Source organism: Streptomyces chromofuscus, assembly GCF_015160875.1.
Lineage (GTDB): Bacteria > Actinomycetota > Actinomycetes > Streptomycetales > Streptomycetaceae > Streptomyces > Streptomyces chromofuscus.
In genome coordinates, this window is the sequence record NZ_CP063374.1 from 5,483,542 (window position 1) to 5,503,612 (window position 20,071).

Genomic DNA, 20,071 nt, shown 5'->3' on the forward strand with positions numbered 1-20,071 from the left:
ATACCGGCACCTAGTGAAATTGCCCGGAAAGTGGGGAGTTCGGAAATGATCGGTCCTGGGGGTGAGGAGGGTGGGGGCGTGGCCCGGCGGCGAGGTGGGCGATGCGGTCGCTGATGAGCGCGGGGTGGCGGATGGGCAGCGCGTGCGTGGTGCGGGGGAGGATCTCCAGGCGGGCGGCAGGGAGTTGGGCGGCCAGCTGCTTGGTGTGGGCGGCGGGGATGTGCCGGTCCTCCGCGCCGGCCATCAGCAGCAGCCGGTCGCCGAACTGGTTGAGCACGGTGGCGTCGCGCGGCTGGTAGCGGCGCAGGCACTGCCACAGGTCGGCGAGATCGCGGGTGTGGGTGTGGCGGATGCCGTAGCGGCACGGCGGTGGCCCGTCGGCCGGTCGGTCGGGGTGCGGCGCGAGGCTGTAGGGATGTGTGGTGGGCAGCCGGTGCCGCAGGAAGTCCACCGCGCGGGGCGCATGGGTGCAGGTCAGGGCGAACAGGCTGCGTCCGGCGGCCAGAAGCAGGGCACGCGGGCTGCGGCCGGGCAGCACGCTCGCCCCGCGTACGGTAGGCGACAGGAGCACCATGCCCCGAACGCGGGCCTGGTGTTGGGGGTGTAGGGCGGCGAGTTCCTGCAGGACGAGGGCGCCCAGGGAATGGCCAGCGAGCACGAGCGGCCCGGCGGGGACGAGGTGGGTCAGGATCTGGTGCAGGTCGTCGGCGAGCTGCCGGATCGTCAGCGGTGCCTGGCCGCGCGGGGTGTGACCGTGCGCGCGCTGGTCGTAGCGCACGACGGTCAGGCCCAGGCCGGTCAGGTGCCGGGCGTGGACGCGCCACAGGTCGGCGGTGACGGACGCGCCGTGCACCAGCACGACCGTCGCGCCGCCGGGACGCGGGCGCACCGGGGTGTCGCGGTAGACGGACAGGCGCGTGCCGTCCGCGGCGGAGACCGACAACACCTCGGTGGCAGAAGGCGGGTTACGCACAGGTAGGACTCCCAAAGGGGGGATCAGTAGGGGGCAGCCGTTCGCGCCGGGTTGGTGGAACCGGCCGTTCGGCACCGCACTGCGCTTGCCGCCGTACGGGGGCGGGCGGATACCGGGGAGGCGACCCCGAAGGGGCGCGGGCAGTCAGCGCCGTACGGCTGTGGCCTTCGGCCGCGTGCTTGGGCGGCGGGATGGGATGGCGCTGCCGGTTACCGGCTCGTACCACGGCCGGGTGGTGCCGTTGCCGTAGGAGGCGGCGAGGAGCCGCTTGTGGCTGGGCTGGTGGCGAGCGAGCGCGCGGTGGCCTTCGGCGGCCGTGTCGCGCTGGATCCCGGCGGTGGACATGTTCAGCGGCGCGGACCCGGCGTGACGGCGGGGGCAGCAACGGCGGGCGGCCGTGTCGTGGTCGACCAGCGCGGAACGCTGACGGTCGTCAGTGCAGGACCGCGAGCCGCCCGGGCACGGGCGAGGTCCCGCGGCGTGGGCACCGCTGCGGCTCGGGGCGCCGCGGGGGCGTTCGGCTTCAGCGGGCGCAGGTGGGCGTGGCACTCGCGCGGCACGCAGGCGCGTTCACGGGAGACCGGCGCCGGATCGGCCAGAGCCGTGGCGAAGGCCGCGACCAGATGGGCGGGGGTGGCGCTGTGGAAATCGGCCTCCCACAGCGCCCGCCGCGCATCCGGGACGGCAAGGATCCTCGCGCGCCACGCCTCGTCCCGGGCCACTGTGTGCCCGCCGAACGAGGAGGGAGGGCGGTATTCCAGGCGGGCCAGCCGGTCGGGCGAGGTCGCGGTGATGTGCCAGCCGTCCACGGTGATCTGCCAGCGGGCGGCGCGCAGGACCTCCCACACCATCTCCGGATGGTCATCGCGCTCGCGGTAGGGCTCGTCGTCCCATCGTCCCGCGGTGACGTCGGCGTCCAGGGCGGCGGTCACGGCGGCAACGATCTCGGGCGGGGTCTCGTCGGTGAAGGCCGCGGTCCACGTCGGTGGGGCGTGCAGATCCGTGCGGCAGCGGATCTGCCACAACGCGGTGGCGTCCGGCATCAGTTCGGATGCTTCCGGGACGTAGGCGATGCGGAGCTGGCTGCCCATGGTCGTGACGTAGAAGTTGCCCATCTCGTCACTCATGTCGTGCCAGTAGTGATGGGTCAGCGGGACGAAGGCGTCGTCACCGCAATAGGCACTGCCGGCGAGGTAGCCAGGGGCGACGAGGACATCGTCATCGCTACGGTCACGGCCGGCCCGCTGCGTGCGGCGCAGGCCGGGGTCGGGGCGGGGTTCGGGCACAGGGGAGTCCAGTGGTGGGGAAGAGACGGAGCGCTTCGGACCGCCGTCAGGTGTCGGCATTCAACGGCCCAGGTGGCGGAGCCTGAGCTGTGCCGAAGAGGCCGGGCGGGAAGGTCAGCGGCGTGATCGTGTGGGGTTGGCAAGGCGCATGTGCGCCGGTGTTCGGGCCACGGGTACAGCGCTGGCCGATGACCGGGCGGTGGCGCGGGCAGCGTGAGCATGGGTGCGAGCCGCCGCAGACCGGACGGTCAGGAAGGGCAGGTGGCGCTTGGGGAGGTCGCGCGGCCTGCGGCGTACGGGGTCCGGGCGGGAGAAGGCGTCGGCGGTGGCGGTGATCAGGTGCACGGGGGTACGGCTGGTGAAGTCGGCGTACCAGCGCGGTCCGTTGACGGCCTCGACGCGGGCATACAGGGTCCAGGCGGCGGAGACCTCGCCTTCCAGTTCGGTGTGGAAGTCAGCCTCGCCGAGGTTGAGGCGGAGGTAAGCGTGGCCGTCCGGGGCGTGCTGGTAGTGGAAGAGGGAGCTGTGGTCGTCCCTCCAGCCGCGCGCGATCAGAACATCGCCAGGGCCAGCAAGGGTGTGGTGGGGACCACCGGGCCGATGGTCACGATGGTCGTCGGGCAGGCCGCAGACGAGCGTGGTGGTGAAGGCGGAGACGATCTCGGCAGGGGTGTCACGGGTGAAATGAGCGGTCCAGTGGGGGACGGCGAGCGGCTCGCGGGCGTAGGAGATCGTCCAGCCGTCGGGAAGGTCGGCGATCTGTGCGCGCAGACAGGGGCTGGAGAACATCCGCCCGGCGGGCGTGCGTGCCTCAGCCCAGCCCGCTGCATGCAGCGGGCGGGTGACCACGGTGGGGTTGCCGGGGCCGGCCAGGTAGACGGGGCTGACCAGGAGGTCACGAGCCGAGGTGTGCGGGTCGTCGGGCGTGATGGGCTCGGGCACGGTGTCCTCTCGGCGGTGGGCGTGGTGGGTCTTCCGGCTGCTGCTGCCGGGTGGGCAGGGAGAGGCGGCGGGTCTTGGTGGTGGCTGATGCGTAGAGGGCCTATCCGGGTGCTCGACGACGTTCAGGATGCTTATGTGGGCGGTGAGTTGGGGGCATGCCGTGTGCCGAGAGATTCGGATGCATGTCTGCACGACTGTGGTGCTCGTTGGCGGCGGCACCGTGCCGACGACAACGACACCTTGCTGACGATCGCCTCGCCTGCCACCCCGTTGGCGGGGCGTCGCCGTCCCGCTTCGTCGGCATCCTGAACGCCGCCTTCGTCGGCTTTTTCAGTGCCGGGCGATACGCCCGGCCAGGCGGCGCGGGGAGACCAGGAGGTCCGTCGGGACGAAGCCGGTCACCGTCTGCGTCCCGCGGCCTGCTGCGTCGCAGGGGGAGCCACGGCCGCTGCTCGGGCAGGGGCCGTGGTGGGCTTGTGCTGGGCGAGGGCGCGCTCGCCTTCGGCGGTGACGTTGATGCGCTGGCCCTGAACCAGCGACCTTGTCGCGTCGACGCGGACCAGCCCACGCACATTCAGGGCGTTGAAGGTAGTGATGTTGAGCGTAATGCCGCCCGTGGTCGAGGCACGGAGGTTGCCTTTCCGGCCGGACATGTAGAGACGGCCCCCGCCTTGCGACAACGCAGACAGCGCGGCGTACTGGCTGCCGGTGATCCGTGGGGCTGAAGTCGCCTGGGCCTGTTCGGTGTGCTGCTTCAGGTCCCGGGTGATGCCGCCGGCGAGGTAGTAGCAGCCGGTGTGGGCCAGGTCGAGGTGGTGGGCGGCGTCCGCGAGGTGCTCCGCCATGGCGGGGACCGCCTCCGCGTGCCGCGCCGTGCGCACGGCTGCGTCATCGGCCGGCGAGCTGGGGAACGGGGCGCCCGGCGGGCCGGGGAAGGGGGCGCCCTCCAGCGGGTTGGCCTCCAGCGCGCAGGCCAAGTCGGATGCGGCGAGACTGGCGGCGGAGACGACGGAGGCGAGTAGTTCCAGAGCCGGACGGCTGCCGGGTACGGCGGTGTACTGGCTGCCGTCGAGGGTGGCGAGGCGGAACATGGCCTGTTGGACCAGCTCGTTCGTGTCCACGATCTTCGCCGTGAGCTGCTGCCGGGCGTCGGTGCCGGGTGTCAGGGCGAGCGAGCGGATCTCGCTGTGCAAGTCCTCGAAGTCGCTGCCGAGTTGCCGCAGGCGGGTGATCTCGGCTTGCAGGTCGATCTGGCGCATGGTGCAGTGCTCCGGGTGAGGCGGATGGTGGTCAGCGGCTGCGCCGCTGGACCTGTGTGGGCGGCGGTGCGGGGGCGGCACCGGGGCGAAATAGTGCCGGCGGGATGTCCTGCGTGGTCGCGATGCCGAGGTCGATGCGCACGCTGATCCCGTCGGCGTAGAGGTGGGCCTCGGCGCGGACAACGGCGCTGAGTACGTCGCGTTCACCGAGTCCGGATGGCAGTGCGTACAGCCGCTTCGCCCCCGCTGGTATGAAGCCGTGCTGGACGAGGATGGCGTCGGCCTGGCCCGTGGCCGCGGTCGCGGTGACCGCGTGATCGGTGAAGCGGACGGTCACGTCGGGCTCGCGTGACGGGGTTGCGCCGTGCTGGCGCGTGGTCCAGGCGAGGTCGACGAGGTCCAGGGTGTGGGCCATGAGCCCATAGGCCGCGACACCAGCGCGCTCGTGAGCGTCCTCGGCAGTCTCGGGCGGCAGGAGGTAGAGGGTGCGGCCCTGGTGCTCGCGGGCGGTGAACCCCGCGCCGGTCAGGATGCGGGCGGCGTTGCGGAGAGGGCGGTTGAGGACGACGAAGGTCCATCCGTCGCCGGTCGAGCCGATGAAGACGTCGTGGTGGTCGGTCAGAGCCATGCTGCTCCGGAGAGTTGGGGACGGTGGGCGCGATCCGAGGGTGTGGCACAGCCCAGTTAGTTAGGCGGCCGTGCCGAAGTCGCCCAGCTGGGGTGCGTGCTTGGTGATGGCGCGGGCGGTGATGGCCTTCGACGCGCGGGCGGAAGCGGCGGACAACTCGTCGGCGCCGGGCTCCAGGTACCAGGGGCGCAGGTCGAGCATGGCGGCGCGCATGCCGGTGGCGAAGCACAGCGCGGTGCCCTTGGGCAGGGCTCGGATCGCGTCGGCGGGCAGGATCCGCTCCTGCCGCATCGACACGGACGTCGACTTGCCGGACTCGGAGTGGGAGGTGGAGGTGGTCTCGACGTCGTGGTCGCCGATCAGCCGGGAGAGCTTGTCGGCGAAGTCCGGGTCGTCGATGCCGGAGCCGATGACCTTCACGGTCGAGGCGGACCACATGGCGTCCATGCCGGCGTCCCCCCAGACCTTCTGGCCCTGGCGGTATGACTGGAGGATGGTGATCGGGATGATCCCGCGGCTGCCGAGGTGGGAGTACAGGTCCGGCAAGTCGCTGATCTTGCAGACGTTGGCGGCCTCGTCGAGGATCGCCAGCATCGGCGGATCGAGCCGCCCGCCGGCGCGTTCGGCCTGGGCGGTCGCGGCCCGCATGACCGAGTCCGCGCACGCCGCGATCAGCGCACTGGCGCCGCCACCGCCGTCCTTCGACAGCAGGTACAGCGTGTCGGTGGACGTGACGAACTCGGACGGCCGGAACGCGGGGACGTCCTTCTGCGGGGTGACCCAGGCGGCGATCTCGCTGTTGAGGAGGGCGGCGGCGTACTGGCGGGCCGTCTCGTAGATGCCGTCCCTCGTCTCAGGCGGCCCCTCCACGGTGCCCTTCAACTGTGCGGCGACGGCGGCGAACCCGTGGTCACGGAGGATGTCGAGCGGGGTGCGGTCGGCGGGGAACGCGAGCCACTGCATCACGTCGGTGATCGGCCGATCATCCAGAGCTGCGGCGAGAAACAGTTGACTCAGGATGTTGCTGCCGGCCTTGGACCAGAAGTCTCCCTGTTGGGAGGCATCGACGGAGGCGGCGAGGAAGTGTCCGGCCAGCCGGCCTGCTCCGTCGAGGGTCTTGGCGTCGGCGAGTGGGTTCCACCACATTTCTCGTGTGGAATGGGCGATCTGCTGCGGGTCCATCGACCACGTCCGCCCGACCTGGCCGCGCGCGTCGATGGTGGCCGTGTACGCGTCGCCCGCGGCCTTGTTGGAGGTGAGCAGGACCGGGCCGGGCGCATTCAGGATGGAGGGGATCGCCAGACTGGTGGTCTTGCCGGAGCGCGGCGCCATGATCGCAACGGCGACGTCCTCGTACCCCATGCGGACCTCGTGGCGGCTGCCCTGAAGGTTGCCCAGCAGGATGCCGGTGTCCTTGGCGTCGATGTGCTTGGCGTCCTTCAGGCTCGGGCGCAGGGAGCGGGCCTTGGCGGTGATGGCCTTGGACATCAGGGGCTCGATGTCCCCTTGCTTGGCCATCCCGGCGACGCGCTTCTTGCGCCCGCTGCTGCCGCCCTTGTGCCGCATGAAGAGCACGGCGGCAGTGATGCCGAGAGCGATCAGCACGGCGCCGGGAACGATGCGCGTGCCGATCAGGAGGGACGTTTCGCCCAGGCCGGGCCACAGCTGGTCGGGATGCAGCAGAGCCTGAACGGGCTGGTAGGGGGCGCTGGGGCCGGAGGCGGTGGCCCAGGCGGTGAGGTTGCCGCCGAGCCAGGCGAGGTTGGACAGGGGAACGGCGACGGCGAGGGCGCCGAACAGGACGCGGAAGGCCATGTCGTAGCCGTCGGTGTTCGAGCTGGAGGAGGGCTGGGGCACGAGGGCGGTTCCAGGAGGTGCGGGGGCGGGGTGGTGAGCCGGGCGGTGGTGGTCCGCCCGGCTCTGTCAGCGGCTCCGGACTGTGGCGGGGGAAGAGGTGGCAGGGGCCGGGCCGTTGCGCGTCGGCAGCGCGGCGCTGCGCCGGGCCTTGCGGGCGGCGGCGCGGACGGCCTTGAGGCGTGCTTCGCGGGCGGCGGCGAGCTGTTTGCCCTGCGGTCCGCGCTGGTGCTGGGTGACGAGGTGGGAGTGCGGGACGTCGTACATGCCGCGCTGCACGGGCTCGTCGCTGCCCAGGGCGGCGGTGAACGCGGCGATCAGATGCCGGGGCATGGCGTCGTCGAGGGAGGCGCGCCACAGCCGGTCGCGACCGCCGAGTCCGCCAGTGAGGGTGGCTTCCGCGGTCCAGAAGAAGCGCTCACTGGGTGAGACGGTCCAGCGGCGCAGGCTCAGGATGCCGTCCGGATGCGTGGCGGTCTCGTTGCCGTGCTCGTCGCGCTCGTAGGTCCAGCCCGCCGAGGTGAGGGCCGACCAGACGTCCGGCGTGGTCTCGGGCGCGGGCTGGAGCAGGGCGTCGGTGAGCGAGGCGAGGATCTCGACGGGGGTGTTGCCGCCGAACTCCGTGTACCAGCGCCCTTCGTCGGATTCGCTGCGGATGCGCCACCAGGCTGCGTACGGCTCCGGTTGGGGTTCCAGGACCAGGGTGTGCCGGTAGTCGGGGCTGACCAGCGCGACGTGGGGATAGTCGGGGTCGGAGTGGTTCTTCCACCCGGCGGCGCGCAGTGCTTGGGTGATGTGTCGGGGATCGCCCCGTCCGGCGAGGTGCCGGGGGCGGGTCTCGAACCAGATGGTGCGCCGAGGATCCTGTGCGCGGGTGGGGATGTATGGGGTTCCCATGCCGGTCACGGCATGAGCCGCCGGGGCGTCCGGTGGGGCGCTGCCGCGTACGGGTCGTAGTCCAGGCTGTCCAGGTAGGGGATGTCCCAGTCCAGCACATGCCAGGCCCTGAACTCCTGCGACGCCGCCGCCAGGGTGCGCAGGATGCGCTTCGTCTCGTCCGTCCAGGGAACCGCAACCTGCCCGGAGACCAGGCGGGCGGTCGCCCACAGGACCTCCGACAGGAGCACGGGAGCACCGTTGTCGTCGTCGAACAGCGGTTCAAGTAGGACTTGGGCGTCATCCACGGGTGGGTTGGCGCGTAGGAACGCGACGAGCCGGGCGAGGGTGTGAGTCGCCTGCTCGATCTCCTTGACGGTGGGAGCTGGCAGGGTGGTTGAAGACATGGAGATCCTTCGAAGAGTGGTTCAGCGTCCGGACGGCTGCTCGGGGATGGAGCACGGCTGGGCGTTCAGGCGCTGGACGTCCCAGTGGAGGACGTGCCAGTCCGCGATCTCCGGGGCGGCCTCCCGGAGTCCGTCGACGATCTGGCGGGTCTCGGGGGTCTTGGGCACGGTCACCTCCGCACTGGGTTGGTTCGGCCGGTGGAGGGGGCTGCGGTCGCGGTCGGCGGCGGGGCCAGGGTTGAGGGGGCGTGCCGGGCGGCGGTGTGGATGTCGTGGACGGCGTGGCCGTGGGTGGCCCAGTCGTCGAGGTAGCTCCAGGCTTCGGCGTGGTACTCGGCGAGCGCGTCGTCGAACGCCGGGGTGCCGGGCCGGGCGTCGGCGGGGAGGCTGTCGCGGGTCTGCAGCCACTGGTCGTGCAGAGCAACGAGCCGGTCGAGAGCGTCGCGCAGGGTGCCGAGCTGCCAGACCCAGCGGTTCTGCACTGCGCGGGCAGGGAGCACGGCGAGCTGTGTCTCGGCCGTGGCGAGGAGATGGTGCGCTCCCGCATGGACGGTCTCGAATGCCTTGGCGGTGTCGGCGTCGCGCTGGCTGGCGCGCAGGCCGTAGGCGTGGTCGTCGTACGGCCAGCCGTCGAGATCGGTGTTCTCGTCGGAGTACGCGTCCCAGGCGTCGAGGATCTTCTTGCTCTCGCGCAGGTAGCGGCGGAGCTGCTTGAGCAGAGCGCGGTGGGAGTCGGGGGGTGTGGGAATGGCGGCTTCCTCAGGTCAGCGCCGGACGGGGGCGGTCGCGGTCGTCGGTGGTGATGCCGGGGCTGTGGTGGTGGCCGGCCGCTGACGGCGGCGAGCGGCGCGTGCCCGTGCGCGCAGGGCGTCGAAGTCGGGTGGTGTGCGCGGCGACCACCTGCTGCGGGGTGAGCGGGCTCGGCTCCTGCACGGCGCTGTAGTGGGCGGTGCGGTCATACATGCCGCGCTGGAGCGGGCCGGTGTCGGTGAGCGCGGTGACGAACGCGGTCACCAGGCGGGAGGGGGTACGGCTGTCGAACCAGGCATGCCAGATCCGGGGGCCCACGGGATGGCCGTGGCCGTGCTCGCGGGTCTCGATGTGCCAGGACGGTGTGTCGCGGTGGTCGAGGAGGCGCAGTTCGATATGGCACATGGCGTCCGGCGAGTGCGCCTTGCCCGGTGCGTCGAGCAGCCAGAGGGCCGAGGACACCGCCTGCCAGGATCTCGGCGGGGACGAGTTCGCCGAACTCGGCGTACCAGCCGGGTTCGGTGTCGGTGACCTCGGCCTGCAGCCGCCACCAGGCGGAGGTGGCGGACTGCGGGTCGAACTGCAGGCGGTGACGATGGTCGGGGCTGCGCAGGACGATCTCTGGGCTCAGAGGGTCGGACGTGCGGCTCCATCCGACCGCGACCAGGCCGTGGGTGACGTGGCGGGCGTCGCCGGGCCCGGCGAGGTGGCGGGGACTGGTGTCGAACGGGATCCGCCAGGCGTGCTTGTCGGCGAACTCGGCGAGCTGACGCTCGGTCACCGGCACCAGCAGTACTCCGGCGTGTTCGGGGAAGCGCTCGTGAGTAGGGCGCGCAGGTTGTCCAGGGCGTAGTGGAGGGTGTGCTGGTCGGTCTGCTCCCACGCGGCCGTGCGCAGCTTCGCGACCAGCACGTGCAGGTCGGGGGTGCGCGGGGTGTCCGGGTGGTCGAGCACGGTGCGGGCGAGGGCCCGCAGGGTGTCACCGAGTTGGATGGGGATGCCGGCGTACTCGTCGAGCAGCGGCTCGACCAGGGCGAGCGCCTCGCCGGGGTCGGGGGTGTCGCGCAGGTATTCGGTGAGCCGGGACAGGGTTTCGGTGGCGGTGTGGACGTCGTCCGGGGTCAGTGCGGGCACGGGGCTCCTTGGGAACGGTTCGGACCGGTCAGCGGCGGGTGCGGGTGCGGGCGTGGTTGGTGGTGGCGTGGGGGCGGGCCGTGGTGCGGGGCCGGTTGGCAGTCCAGTTGCGGGCCCAGGTGGCGGCGCGGGCGGCTTGCACGCGGGCCTGCTGCCAGGCGCTGAGCTGGGAGGGGAGGACGGAGACGGAGGTGGTGCGGATCTGACTGCCGTGCGGGACGCGTCCCCGCGGACGCATCACGGGTTCGGGGCTGGCGAGCGCGGTGGAGAAGGCTTGGACGAGGTGCATGGGGGTGGAGGCGGTGAAGGTCGCGGTCCAGCCGTTGCCCTGCTGGTCGTGTGCTCCGGACCACCACATGGCGTGGCCGGACTGGTCCTCGTAGAACTGCATCCACGCCGTCCCGTCGGGACTGACTGCGGCGAATTGCTTGGCATCGCGCGTGGTGTTCCAGCGCTGTTCCTGGAGCGGGGCCCAGACGTTGGGGGCGTGCGCGGAGAGGGGGCGGGTGAGGGTGTCGGTGAGCCCGGCGACGATCTCCACCGGCGTCTGCCGGCCCAGGGTCACGGTCCATTCGCCCTGGCTGTGGGTGGCCTTGCCGTGGATCGTCCAACCGCCCGGCAGGACATGGGGGTTGTATCCGATCCGGATGGTGCGGTCGGGGCTGTCGAGGACGAGCGGGCCGCCGGGCTTGGACTTGTCCCGCCATCCGCAGGCGCGCAGGAACTCGGAGACGTGCCGGAGGTCGCCGCCGCCGGCGAGGGCACGGGGCTCAACGAGGTAGTGCTGCTCTGCCTGCTCGCCCGGCCCCCAGCCCTGCCACTGCTTTCTCCTCACCGGCGCCGCCGTACGACGAGCGGCGCAGCGACCGGGGGCTTTGCCGCCGTGGCGGCCGGGCGGGCGCTGAACTGCTTGAGGGTGTCGGCGTGCTCGTCGAGGTCGAAGCCGAGGGAGTCGAGTTCGTTCGCGGCCCGGCCGAGGGCGAGCCACACCTCCGCCGGTAGGACACCGCGTTCGGCCTGGTTCTTGGCGAAGACGCTGCCGGTAGCGACGAGGTGGGTGAAACCGCCGAGGACACCGCCCGCGGGGTCCAGGACGCGTGCGATGACCTGCGTGGCCTCACTGGCGGGGAGCTGGGAGAGCTGATCGGCGAGTTGGCCGAGCTGGCGCGTGATCTCGTCGGCCAGCCGGACCGGGTAAGGGGTCGGATGGGGCATGGCCCTCCTGGACAGGGTCGGGGTCAGTGGTGGTGGCGGTTGCCGATCCGCGGGGCCTCGTCGAGGGCGGCCCCGGGGCGTGTGCCGGCCAGCGGGACGGTCCGGTCGGGGCCGGTGGGGATGCAGGCGCGCAGGTAGCGGCGGAACAGGGCGGTCGCGAGGCGTGGTTTGAGGTGGCGGGAGATCGGCGGGGGCGTGCGGGGTGCTACGGGTTTCTCCGGTCGGTGGTGCGGTCGGGGGCGGCCCCGGCGGGTGCCGGGGCCGCCGTTCGGGCTTACGGGGTATGCCGGGGCGAAGCGGTGGCGGAGGCCGCGGGAGCCGGGGCGGGGTTGTGGGCCCAGTGCCGGGCGTGGCGGGCGCGTATGTCGTGCATGGCCTGCTGGTAGGCGGCCTCGTCGAACACCTCGGGGGTGCAGTTGACCTGGTATCCGGCTATGAGGAGAGCCGGGATCGCGCGGGTCGCGAGGCGCTGCTGCTCGTCGGCGTCGAGGTCCGCGGGCGCCTCGTGCCAGATGCAGACGGGGCTACTGGTGCGGACTTCCTTCCGCTCCAGGCCGAGTTGGTCGAGCAGGTCGAGGAGCTGCTCGGAGGCGTCGGTCGGGGTGTCGGCGTGGATGGTGGTCGACAGGGCCTTGCGGTAGATCCCGACGTCGGTGCCGTGTTCGTCGGCGCGGTTGCCCATGGGCAGGGGGGTCCTGTTCAGCGGTGGCGGGGAGTTCCGGGGCCGCCCGGCTTCGGCAGGCTCGGCGCTGTCCTGCCTCATCGGCTCCGGGCGTTCGAGGTGCGGGCCTGGGGCGGCGGTGCCGTCGGCGTGGTAGCCGTGGGCGCGGGCCGGGCCGCAGGGTGCTGGAGTGCGGTGGTGATGCCCTGGGCGGCGAGTTGCACGCCGGCCTGGCGGACGGCTCGGGCCTGGGCGGCGGTATCGTCGCCGCTCAGCCGGTAGGTACCGGTCTGCTCGTCGTGGACGAAGCCGTTGGCCAGCAGGACAGCGGCGGCCGTGTCTGCGGTGGGGGCGGCGGCGAGGCTGCCGTCGGCCTGCCAGGTGAGGACGACCCGCTCCAGCTGGGACGGACGGGTGCTGTCGGGCTCGTGGGACAGGTCAGTGGAGTTGTGGCGGACCTGGGCGAGCGCGGCGTCGTAGCGGGCCAGCAGGTCGCCGGCGACGGACTCGGAGCTCAGGAACGGGTCGTCGCTCAGGGCGATGCCGTCCGGCTCGCGCATCCCGCGGAACGCCTCCCTGGGAATGTCACGAGGGGCGACGGCGGCGATGAGGAAGCCGTCCCGCTCGTCGTGCCGGTCGAGGACGACCAACTGGGCGCCGTCCTCGCGGGTCAGGACGGCCGCGTGCCGGAGCGGATGCTGGGCGAGGGACTCGGCGACGAGATCCATGTCCCAGACACGGTCGGCCAGTTCGGCGAGGTCGTCCTTGTGCTCCGGCGGGTGGTAGGTACTGCTCCAGGTGCCGGGCAGTTCGCCGGCGAGGACATCGGCGAACGAGGCGAGGCGACCGGGATCGGAGTCGGATTCGTGGTGGTGCATGTCTTCCTTAGCGAGGGGGCGGGGTCAGCGGCGCCGGCCAGCGACGGTCGGCGGCGGTGCCGGCACGGTGCGCGGCGGGGGTGGGCCGGCGCACAGGGCGGAGGCTTCGCGTTCCGTGGCGGGAACTTCTTCGGTGCAGGTGTTGCGGCCGGGGGACGGGGCATGCCGGTCGGCGAGCGCGTCGCGCGTGTGGGCGAGGTCGGTGCGGATGACGCGGAGGCGCTCATCGGCGAGGTAGCGCAGACGCCGGGCGATGTGGGGATCGGCCGGGTCGCCGAGGCTGTCGTGGAAGTCCGCGGTGGCGGTGAGGACCGCTTCGATGCCGGCGAGGATGCCGTCGTGGGTGGCGGTCAGCTCGGTGAGCACCTCGGCCGCGTCCTCGGTCGCGGCGGCCTTACGGATGCGGTCGGCGAGCTGGGCGACCTGGGCGCCGAGGGGCAGATAGTGGAGCGTGCGCTGGTTCGTGTCGAACGGCTCGTCGCAGTCGACGTGGTAGCCGGCCACCCGCAGCCGGGCCACGGCGTCGATGGCGAGGCGGGTCTCCTCGGCTTCGTCGAGGCCGACGGGCGCGCGGTGGTAGATCTCGTGGACGCGGACGACGGGCACGAAGCCGCAGCGCTGGAGAACGCTGTGGGCCTCGGGGTCTCCGCCACGGGCGAGGACCTCACCGGAGTGGGGGGCGCGGCGGATGTCCAGGAAGCGGTCGGCACGGGGCAAAGCGCGGGTCTCCTACAGGGTGGCCCGGTTCCGGGCGCGCACGAGGGCCAGGGCGCGGCCGGGGCGGCGGACGGGAAGACTCACCGGCCGCCCCGGGCGTCGTTGACGTGCACGAGCTGGCCGAGGGCCGTGGTGGTGTACCAGCCGCAGTCGATCAGCTCCGCGCGGGAGGCGTACTTCGGCAGGAGGTAGTCCTCCATGGCGCGCAGGTAGATCAGGCAGTCCGGGCAGCGGCGCTGGAGGTGGACCAGGTAGCGGGGGTGGGCGGTGAGGTACGACTGCGGGCCGCCGGTCGCGTCGCGCAGCCGCCATCCGTCCTCGTCGGTCGGGGTATGCCACGACGCGGCGACCACGCGCATGGCATCTCCCCACAGTTCCCCGCCGGCCACCCCCTTGAGGACGACGACCTGGTCGCCGGCCTGGAAGTGCCGGTGGGTGATGTCCCGGGCGGGGGTGAGCGGGTCGGGCGTTGGCACGAGTAGCGGAGTGTTCGGAGGCGTCCAGGACGGCGGGATCATGCGGGTCCTTCCACGCGGGGCGGGCGGCGGTGGGAGGATCAATAGTCCGGAGGATCGCCGGTTTGGCTAACCGGCGATCACCGGCTATGGTCCGGCCGCTGTCAGCGGAACGGGTTCTCCGTCCCGCGGTCGCCCTCGCTGGCGGCGTCGAGGAGTTCGAGCAGGTCAGGGCCCTCTGAATCCCGCTGGTCCAGCCACCACCCGGCACGGGTGATCGCGCGGGCCTTGTCCTCCAGCTCCGCCCAGTCCGCCTCGTCCCAGGCGCCTTCGGCAACGAGGGCGGTGTGCGCGGCGGTCATCAGCTGGTGGCGGGAGCGCTCACCCCACTCCAGGGCCCTCTCGGGCCCCTCCAGCGGCGGCATGCCGAACTTCTCGGCCCACTCGGCGGCGGCCTTCTGCTCCTCGGCGCGCTTGGCGGCGAGCCACTGCTCCTTCGACTGGGTATCGGCGTCACGGGCGGCCTTCCAGCAGTCGGAGCAGTCCCGGCCGGCCAGCCAGCGGGCGAAACCCGCCCGTCTGTCGGCGGGTCGGTCGGACAGGTCATGGGTGATCTCGTGGCCGCAGGCGTGCTCGACGTTCCACTTCAGGCGGACAGTCATAGACAAATCTCCTCAAATCAGATCAGAAACGGGTGCATTGGGATGGGTGAGGTGCAGCCGTCGCCGCGCCGGTCCTTGTGGGTGCGGCGGCGACGTCGGCCGCGCCGGGCGGAACCTTTGGCGCGGTCGAGGTACGGGTTGGGCGGTGCTCTAGCGGTGGCGCGTGGGTGCCGAGGTGCGGGACGGTGCCGACGGTGGCGTGGTGTCCAGGGCGGGGCGCGGTCGGATCCGTGGCCTGGGGGTGCGGTGCGGTGGCAGGACGGCGACGGTGGCGCCGAGGTCCTCGGCCGCCTCGTGCACTTCGCGGGTGAGGAAGTCGACCTGTCGGCCGAGCGCGGCGAGCCGGGCGGCGATCTGCCGCCCCTGCACGGTTTCCAGGGCGTGTGCGAACTGGCCTGCGGTGTCCAGGAGTTCCTGAAGGCGGACCATCGGGCCCGCGTCGTGGCCGTGCTGAGTGGCGGTGAGCAGGGCCTCGGAGACGTCACCGGCGGCCCGGGCCTCGACGACGTCCCGGAGCAGCTCCTGCAGCGACACCTCGGGTGCGGGCTCCGGGCGGTTGAACCGGGAGACGTCCGGCCGCAGCACGCCCGGCGGAACCGCAGGGGGCAGCGACTGGCCGGCCTCGTACTCGTTGCGGTAGTGCCCGATGACCTGCCAGCCCGGAGCGTCCGGGTCGCCGGCCAGGGCGATCACGGTCGAGGTGTCGTCCTCGACCAGGTAGGCGAGGGTGATCGGCCGGCCGTCGGCGGCGTACCACGACTCGATCAGATCCAGCTCGCCCCGCCGCTGCGCTGCCTGGGCCATTTCGGTCCACATCTGCTGTTCCTCGCCGGTCAGCGGAGCCTCGGGCTGGTGGCGCTGGCCGGCGAGGTCGGTGGCGATGTAGCCGTGGTCCGCCCACGCGGTGAGGCGCGGCCACACGGTCGTGTGCTGCTCGCGCTCGGCGGCCGAGCCGGGTACGGCGGGCCGGTTGAGGACACGCATGATCTCGGTGTGGGAGGTGGCGAGGCTGTAGAGCAGGGTCCGCCACCCGGTGGTGTGCCGGGCGGGAGGCAACTCGTCGAGGGCGCGGTGGGCGGCATCCAGCAGTTCGTCAGCATGTGGCGCGAGGCAGGTGGCGTACGCCTGCATGGCTGCCTGGTTGCGGCGGGCGCGAGCGGCTGCTGCGGCGTGGTGGTGGATGGTCCGCCCGTGGCGGTCGCGTGTGGTGTCGAGCGTGGTCTCGACCTCACGGTCGATGACAGCCATCCGCAGCCGGAAGTCACGTGCTCGCCAGGAGAGTTCGCTCATCGCGGGAGTGGGGGTGTCGGGGATCGGTTTCTCCTGGTGGTTGCTGTCAGCGGCGTGGTCGGCGCCCTGCCGGCGGGGCCTGCGTGGTCATCGCTGACGGACGCTTCGGGGTGGACTGGCCGGGACGGGGGACGCGGAGGTCGGGGTCGAGGTGCACCGGGTAGCGGGCGGCGGTCAGCATCTCGGCGGCCCAGGTCGCATGCTCGTTTTCCCAGTCGCGTCCCAGGTCGAACGGGAGGCGGATCCAGTGGCCGCGCAGGGACGGTTCGAACAGGAAGCCCGCCCGGCGCAGCACGTCTGCGGCGAAGGCGTCGAAGGTGCCTGCGACCTCGACTTCGCCACCCCGGCCGCGGGTGATGCGGATCGCCTCGTCGCTCATGCTCACCGGCCCCGCCCGTTGCCGGCCGCCGGGGTATGGCCGACCGCGGGCATGGCGGCGGGCTGCGGAATGGGCCGGCCGGGCGTGGTCTCCAGAACGGAGAGTCGCTGCGGGGAGCGGGCGGCAGCCTGCGCGATGCGGGCGCGGCGATCCATCAGCCCGTTGCGTGCCGCCGGTTGCGGCGGGGGTGCGGTCAGGGCGGGGTCGAGGGCGTCATCAGCCTGCACCTCGTAGCCGTGGCGGCGCAGGTCGTGGACGGCCTGGCGCGTGCGGCGGAAACCGTCCTGTTCGGGTCGGGTGAGCCGGTACAGGCCCGGAGTGTCGGGGACGGGCTCGAACTGCTCGCGGACGAGGAACCAGTGGGCCAGGTGCGCGGGGATGTTCGCGGTGGCGGTGGCCACGAAGCCGTGTTCGGGGTGGGCGCCGAAGCGGAAGTGGTCAGACAGGTGCGGGGCCTTTCTTCTCAGGTCACCGGCGCGCGGGTGCCGCACCGGGAGGCGTGGGCAGGGCCGGCGGGAGCGCGAGGACACTGTGGTCCCGTGTGGCGAGCGGGTGGGGCGGGGCGGCGTGCGACTGGGCAGGCGGGTGCGTCCGTAGCACGGCCGACCGCGGCGGGGAAGGTGCAGCCGGGCCGGGCGTGGGGCGCAGGGCTGCGGCGGTTTCGCGAAGCCGGGCACTGGCCTCGGCGTATTTCTCGGCCGTCATGATCCGCAGAACCTCGGGGTCGTTGCGCAGATGCGAGGGGGCGAGGTCCGCCACGGCCTCGCGTTGGAAGCCGGTCGTGGCGTAGGTCAGGGCCTCGGCGAGGATGTCGAGGGCTTTCGGGATGCCGGCCGTGGCCCTGGTCAGCCGGACCAGGGCGGCGCGTTCAAGCGGGTGGACTGTGGCCGGTGCGGTGAAGCGTTCCTGTGCGCGTTCGGTGGCCTGCTGCAAATGGTGGGCCAATGTGCCGATGTCGTCGGTGAGCGTGACCAGGTCGACGGCCTCGGGACCTGTGGGGAACTCGGCGGCCAGCTCGTCCAGACGCCGGGCCAGGTGATCAAAGGTGGCCTGGGTGATCGAGGAGGACATCAGACCACCCCGGCCGCGTCTCTCGGCTGCTGTAGGGAGCGCGACTTCGTGAGCATCGGCGCCTGCGGAAACGCCGGAATCCGCATCCGGTGAGCAGCGCACGTGTTGGCTGATCACGAGCAGAATCGCCTACCAGGTTCTGAGCGGTAGTCACTGCCGGTAGCGGGTCCGGGCGTCGGGGGCCGCCGGGGTTCCAAGAAGGGTGCGTTTTCCATGGTCTCCGCGGGAAGCTCGGGGTGAGGGGTGAGCTTCAATGGTCGCGGCGATCGCCGGTTACCCAAACCGGCGATCGTCGGCTATGTTGCGGACGCTCGGCAGGGGCGGCCGTGGGGCGCTGCGTTTCGAGTTGGGGCCGTTCGAGTTGGGGGTGTCGGTGGCCCTCTCACCCCCAAGAGCTGACGCGCCGCTACTGCTCAAGATAACCAAGCCCTAGGCTGGTCCGGAGAACGAAGATCCCCTCGCCATGGTTGAGCACAGTGTGAGGAACACTGGTGAACCCGCCGGGACTTGTGGAGAGCTTCGGTGACGGGCACGCCGGGTTCGGGAGGCGGTTCGGGGAAACCCACCGGTGGAAGCACCGGCAGGGCGCTCCGAACCGACCTCACTTACTCCTGGCCGCAGTCGGTCTGTTCGCCTTTGTCGGACTGCTGGCAGGGAAGTCTCCATCGCTTCCGGCAGCATTTTCCCAGGCGCAGGTTGGGACGGGGCGGGTGGTCAGAGGAAAGTACGGCGGACGAGCCAGGTACCGGTGATGCCGAACAGGAGGGCGCCGGGTATTGTCCAGAGCACGGTGTGGCCAGTGTCGAGGAGGCGGCTCGACAGCCAGCCGGCCGCCGCGCCCGTTCCGGCCAGGCCCGCGACTTCGAAGAGCGCGCCGCCGCGTCCGCCGTTTCCGCCCCGCCAGCGCCGGAGGACGACGGTGGGCAAGGCGAGGGCGAGCGCGGTCAGCAGGGCGATCAACGGCCCTTGGGCCGACGCCGGGATCGGGAGCTTGTAGCCGAGTGCTTGCACAGCCGTGAGGGCCATCAACAGGCCGCCGATGACCGAGGTCTGAACGAGTGACACGTACTGCTGGTGGTTCTGCAGGTGCTGCGTGGCTTCCTGGGTGGTGACGCGCACGGCCTCGGAGACCAACTCACGGGTGGTGGCAACGTCGGCCGCGTCGTCCTGCAGTACTTCGGACAATCGCTCGGCGCACTGGACATCCGCTGCCAGTGGTCTCGGGTCCGGCCTTCCCGGTTCAATCATGGAGCCGTTCATGGTGTCCGCGGCGATGGCCACGGTCTGTGCCATCGTTCGCAGAAGGCTGTCCTTGACGGCGGCCTGCCGGTCCGTGATCTGCAGTTTCTGGGCCGCCTCGGCCAGCTTCTCCCAGCGTGCCAGGGCGCGTCGGCTGTTCCTGCCGCTGCCCGCGCCGAGGAGCCGGTGGCAGTCGTCGAGGAGCCGATTGGCCTCCTGCTGCAGCCCCTGCTGCTCTCGGCCCAACCGCTGGTGGGCGTCCCGTCGTACGCGGTACTGGTGGCGCACGATTGCGGCATGCAGCAGGTACCGCGTCACGGGAGCCAGCCGCCCGCTGCCGTCGGTCCATACCCAGCCGTCGAGCAGCTCCTCCTGGTCGTCCGTCGCGGCCGCGGTGGTGAGGAAGCGGCGGTCGCGGCCCACCGGATCGGCCTGTGCGGAGGTGGCCTCCCACAGGGACAGACCAGGGCCGAGGGTGACGCGCTCCGACAGGGTCTCCGGGTTGCTGGCCGACGTCCCGGAGAGGCGCAGGGCCAACTGTTGTCCCACCTCGTCATCGGTGCGGGGCGTGCCGGCCGCGGGTTCGACGAGAGCGCGGTGAATGCGGACCGTGCCTAGGAGCGGGTCCCTGGTGCCCGATGGCGACGGGGCGCAGGCGCGGTCCCAGGCGTCGTTGAGCTCAGTCCACACAGCCGCCGTCTGCATGGCTGTGTGCGAGGCGCCCGTCTCGGGGGGTGCCAGTATGACCGCGAGTCCGAGGGTGTTCCCGTACGTGTAGAGCATCGCCTCGTACACGCCAGGCCCTTGGCGCTTCCTGGCCATCTGCCGCCGGAAGCCGGGTGAGCCCTCGATGGCTGGGGGCAGTGCCAGATTCGGCGCCGGTGACAGGGGCTGGTCCATGCCCAGCCGGTGGCATGCCTGCCAGAGCCCGGCCAGGCGGGCGTGTCCGTCTGCCTGGAAACGAGGGATGTCCAGAAAGCAGTGGATCTGCAACGCCTCCCGGGAGAACCGTGGTTCAGCGCTCATCGGGCCGGTCCGGTGCGGAGTCGTCCCTGCTGCCGAGCTCGTGGACCACTACGCCCTTGCGCTCCAGGACTGGCGGCGGCGCTGTCGTCGGTTCGGGCCGGTCATCGGACAGTGACCGGGGTGGTGGTGTCCGCCAGGTGGCGACTGCGTCCTCGAGGCGGTTCGTCGCCCGCTTGACCTCGATCGGGTCGTTCTTCTTGGCGGCGGCCGAGAGGGCGTCGAGATGACGTTCCACCTCGGACCAGCCCTCGGAGGTCAGCCTCCAGGTGTGGATCGCGGACAAGAGCTCAACGGCCTCTTGCCGGATCTCCTCGTCGTCGTACGGCACGCGTCCCCCTTGGTATTCTGCACAGCCGATCAAGAATATGA

Annotated in this window: 26 protein-coding genes and 1 pseudogene; all 27 read right to left on the reverse strand. The window is 71.7% G+C overall.

All coding sequences use genetic code 11. From position 1 onward, the window contains the following. Positions 1-10: 10 nt before the first annotated feature. On the reverse strand, positions 11-973 hold the full coding sequence (locus IPT68_RS24790) for an alpha/beta fold hydrolase (RefSeq protein ID WP_189696570.1): 963 nt from the start codon (positions 971-973) through the stop codon (positions 11-13). A gap of 144 nt (positions 974-1,117) precedes the next feature. After that, the gene (locus IPT68_RS24795) at positions 1,118-1,318 is read right to left on the reverse strand and encodes a hypothetical protein (RefSeq protein WP_189696571.1); all 201 of its coding nucleotides are present in this window, start codon (positions 1,316-1,318) and stop codon (positions 1,118-1,120) included. A gap of 2 nt (positions 1,319-1,320) precedes the next feature. Continuing rightward, positions 1,321-2,259 (reverse strand): DUF317 domain-containing protein, encoded by a 939-nt coding sequence (locus tag IPT68_RS24800; protein WP_189696572.1) that lies wholly within the window; start codon positions 2,257-2,259, stop codon positions 1,321-1,323. Between the two features lie 114 nt (positions 2,260-2,373). After that, entirely contained in the window at positions 2,374-3,201 is an 828-nt protein-coding gene (locus IPT68_RS24805) for a DUF317 domain-containing protein (protein ID WP_189696573.1), read from the reverse strand. Between the two features lie 398 nt (positions 3,202-3,599). Beyond that, positions 3,600-4,460, reverse strand: coding sequence for a hypothetical protein (locus IPT68_RS24810; protein WP_228039859.1), 861 nt, complete (start codon positions 4,458-4,460; stop codon positions 3,600-3,602). A 31-nt stretch (positions 4,461-4,491) separates the two neighbouring features. After that, positions 4,492-5,088: a hypothetical protein gene (locus IPT68_RS24815; RefSeq protein WP_189696574.1), complete on the reverse strand. Its 597-nt coding sequence runs from the start codon at positions 5,086-5,088 to the stop codon at positions 4,492-4,494. 60 nt (positions 5,089-5,148) lie between these two features. Beyond that, positions 5,149-6,945, reverse strand: a complete 1,797-nt coding sequence (locus tag IPT68_RS24820) for a type IV secretory system conjugative DNA transfer family protein (protein WP_189696575.1) — start codon at positions 6,943-6,945, stop codon at positions 5,149-5,151. A gap of 66 nt (positions 6,946-7,011) precedes the next feature. Continuing rightward, positions 7,012-7,839 (reverse strand): DUF317 domain-containing protein, encoded by an 828-nt coding sequence (locus IPT68_RS24825; RefSeq protein WP_189696576.1) that lies wholly within the window; start codon positions 7,837-7,839, stop codon positions 7,012-7,014. Between the two features lie 5 nt (positions 7,840-7,844). Then, complete coding sequence (locus tag IPT68_RS24830; protein ID WP_189696577.1) at positions 7,845-8,225, reverse strand: hypothetical protein; 381 nt, start codon at positions 8,223-8,225, stop codon at positions 7,845-7,847. Positions 8,226-8,246: 21 nt separating this feature from the next. Next, positions 8,247-8,393 (reverse strand): hypothetical protein, encoded by a 147-nt coding sequence (locus IPT68_RS24835; protein ID WP_189696578.1) that lies wholly within the window; start codon positions 8,391-8,393, stop codon positions 8,247-8,249. Positions 8,394-8,395: 2 nt separating this feature from the next. Continuing rightward, a complete protein-coding gene (locus IPT68_RS34245) occupies positions 8,396-8,725 on the reverse strand; it encodes a hypothetical protein (protein WP_228039861.1) in 330 nt (109 codons plus the stop codon). A 259-nt stretch (positions 8,726-8,984) separates the two neighbouring features. Then, a complete protein-coding gene (locus tag IPT68_RS34845) occupies positions 8,985-9,437 on the reverse strand; it encodes a DUF317 domain-containing protein (protein WP_308438738.1) in 453 nt (150 codons plus the stop codon). A gap of 61 nt (positions 9,438-9,498) precedes the next feature. Further along, positions 9,499-9,858 (reverse strand): annotated as a pseudogene (locus IPT68_RS34850) (hypothetical protein); the annotation flags it as partial. Continuing rightward, on the reverse strand, positions 9,753-10,109 hold the full coding sequence (locus IPT68_RS24850; protein ID WP_189696579.1) for a hypothetical protein: 357 nt from the start codon (positions 10,107-10,109) through the stop codon (positions 9,753-9,755). The pseudogene IPT68_RS34850 and the gene IPT68_RS24850, both read right to left, overlap by 106 nt. A 28-nt stretch (positions 10,110-10,137) precedes the next feature. Next, positions 10,138-10,944: a DUF317 domain-containing protein gene (locus tag IPT68_RS24855; RefSeq protein ID WP_189696580.1), complete on the reverse strand. Its 807-nt coding sequence runs from the start codon at positions 10,942-10,944 to the stop codon at positions 10,138-10,140. Next, positions 10,941-11,324, reverse strand: coding sequence for a hypothetical protein (locus IPT68_RS24860; RefSeq protein ID WP_189696581.1), 384 nt, complete (start codon positions 11,322-11,324; stop codon positions 10,941-10,943). The genes IPT68_RS24855 and IPT68_RS24860 overlap by 4 nt, the downstream gene beginning before the upstream one ends. Positions 11,325-11,598: 274 nt before the next feature. Next, on the reverse strand, positions 11,599-12,006 hold the full coding sequence (locus IPT68_RS24865; RefSeq protein WP_228039863.1) for a hypothetical protein: 408 nt from the start codon (positions 12,004-12,006) through the stop codon (positions 11,599-11,601). Between the two features lie 77 nt (positions 12,007-12,083). Beyond that, positions 12,084-12,863, reverse strand: a complete 780-nt coding sequence (locus IPT68_RS24870; protein WP_189696584.1) for a hypothetical protein — start codon at positions 12,861-12,863, stop codon at positions 12,084-12,086. A 24-nt stretch (positions 12,864-12,887) separates the two neighbouring features. Beyond that, entirely contained in the window at positions 12,888-13,580 is a 693-nt protein-coding gene (locus IPT68_RS24875; RefSeq protein ID WP_189696585.1) for a hypothetical protein, read from the reverse strand. 80 nt (positions 13,581-13,660) lie between these two features. Continuing rightward, on the reverse strand, positions 13,661-14,098 hold the full coding sequence (locus IPT68_RS24880) for a hypothetical protein (RefSeq protein WP_189696586.1): 438 nt from the start codon (positions 14,096-14,098) through the stop codon (positions 13,661-13,663). A gap of 101 nt (positions 14,099-14,199) precedes the next feature. Continuing rightward, on the reverse strand, positions 14,200-14,697 hold the full coding sequence (locus IPT68_RS24885; RefSeq protein ID WP_189696587.1) for a hypothetical protein: 498 nt from the start codon (positions 14,695-14,697) through the stop codon (positions 14,200-14,202). Positions 14,698-14,847: 150 nt separating this feature from the next. After that, entirely contained in the window at positions 14,848-15,987 is a 1,140-nt protein-coding gene (locus IPT68_RS24890; protein WP_189696588.1) for a hypothetical protein, read from the reverse strand. A 46-nt stretch (positions 15,988-16,033) separates the two neighbouring features. Then, complete coding sequence (locus tag IPT68_RS24895; protein WP_189696589.1) at positions 16,034-16,366, reverse strand: hypothetical protein; 333 nt, start codon at positions 16,364-16,366, stop codon at positions 16,034-16,036. 2 nt (positions 16,367-16,368) lie between these two features. After that, the gene (locus IPT68_RS24900) at positions 16,369-16,767 is read right to left on the reverse strand and encodes a hypothetical protein (protein ID WP_189696590.1); all 399 of its coding nucleotides are present in this window, start codon (positions 16,765-16,767) and stop codon (positions 16,369-16,371) included. Between the two features lie 67 nt (positions 16,768-16,834). Continuing rightward, a complete protein-coding gene (locus tag IPT68_RS24905; RefSeq protein WP_189696591.1) occupies positions 16,835-17,437 on the reverse strand; it encodes a hypothetical protein in 603 nt (200 codons plus the stop codon). 714 nt (positions 17,438-18,151) lie between these two features. Further along, positions 18,152-19,702 (reverse strand): CATRA conflict system CASPASE/TPR repeat-associated protein, encoded by a 1,551-nt coding sequence (locus IPT68_RS24910; protein WP_189696592.1) that lies wholly within the window; start codon positions 19,700-19,702, stop codon positions 18,152-18,154. Continuing rightward, positions 19,692-20,030, reverse strand: coding sequence for a CATRA system-associated protein (locus IPT68_RS24915; RefSeq protein ID WP_189696593.1), 339 nt, complete (start codon positions 20,028-20,030; stop codon positions 19,692-19,694). The genes IPT68_RS24910 and IPT68_RS24915 overlap by 11 nt, the downstream gene beginning before the upstream one ends. Positions 20,031-20,071: the final 41 nt, after the last annotated feature.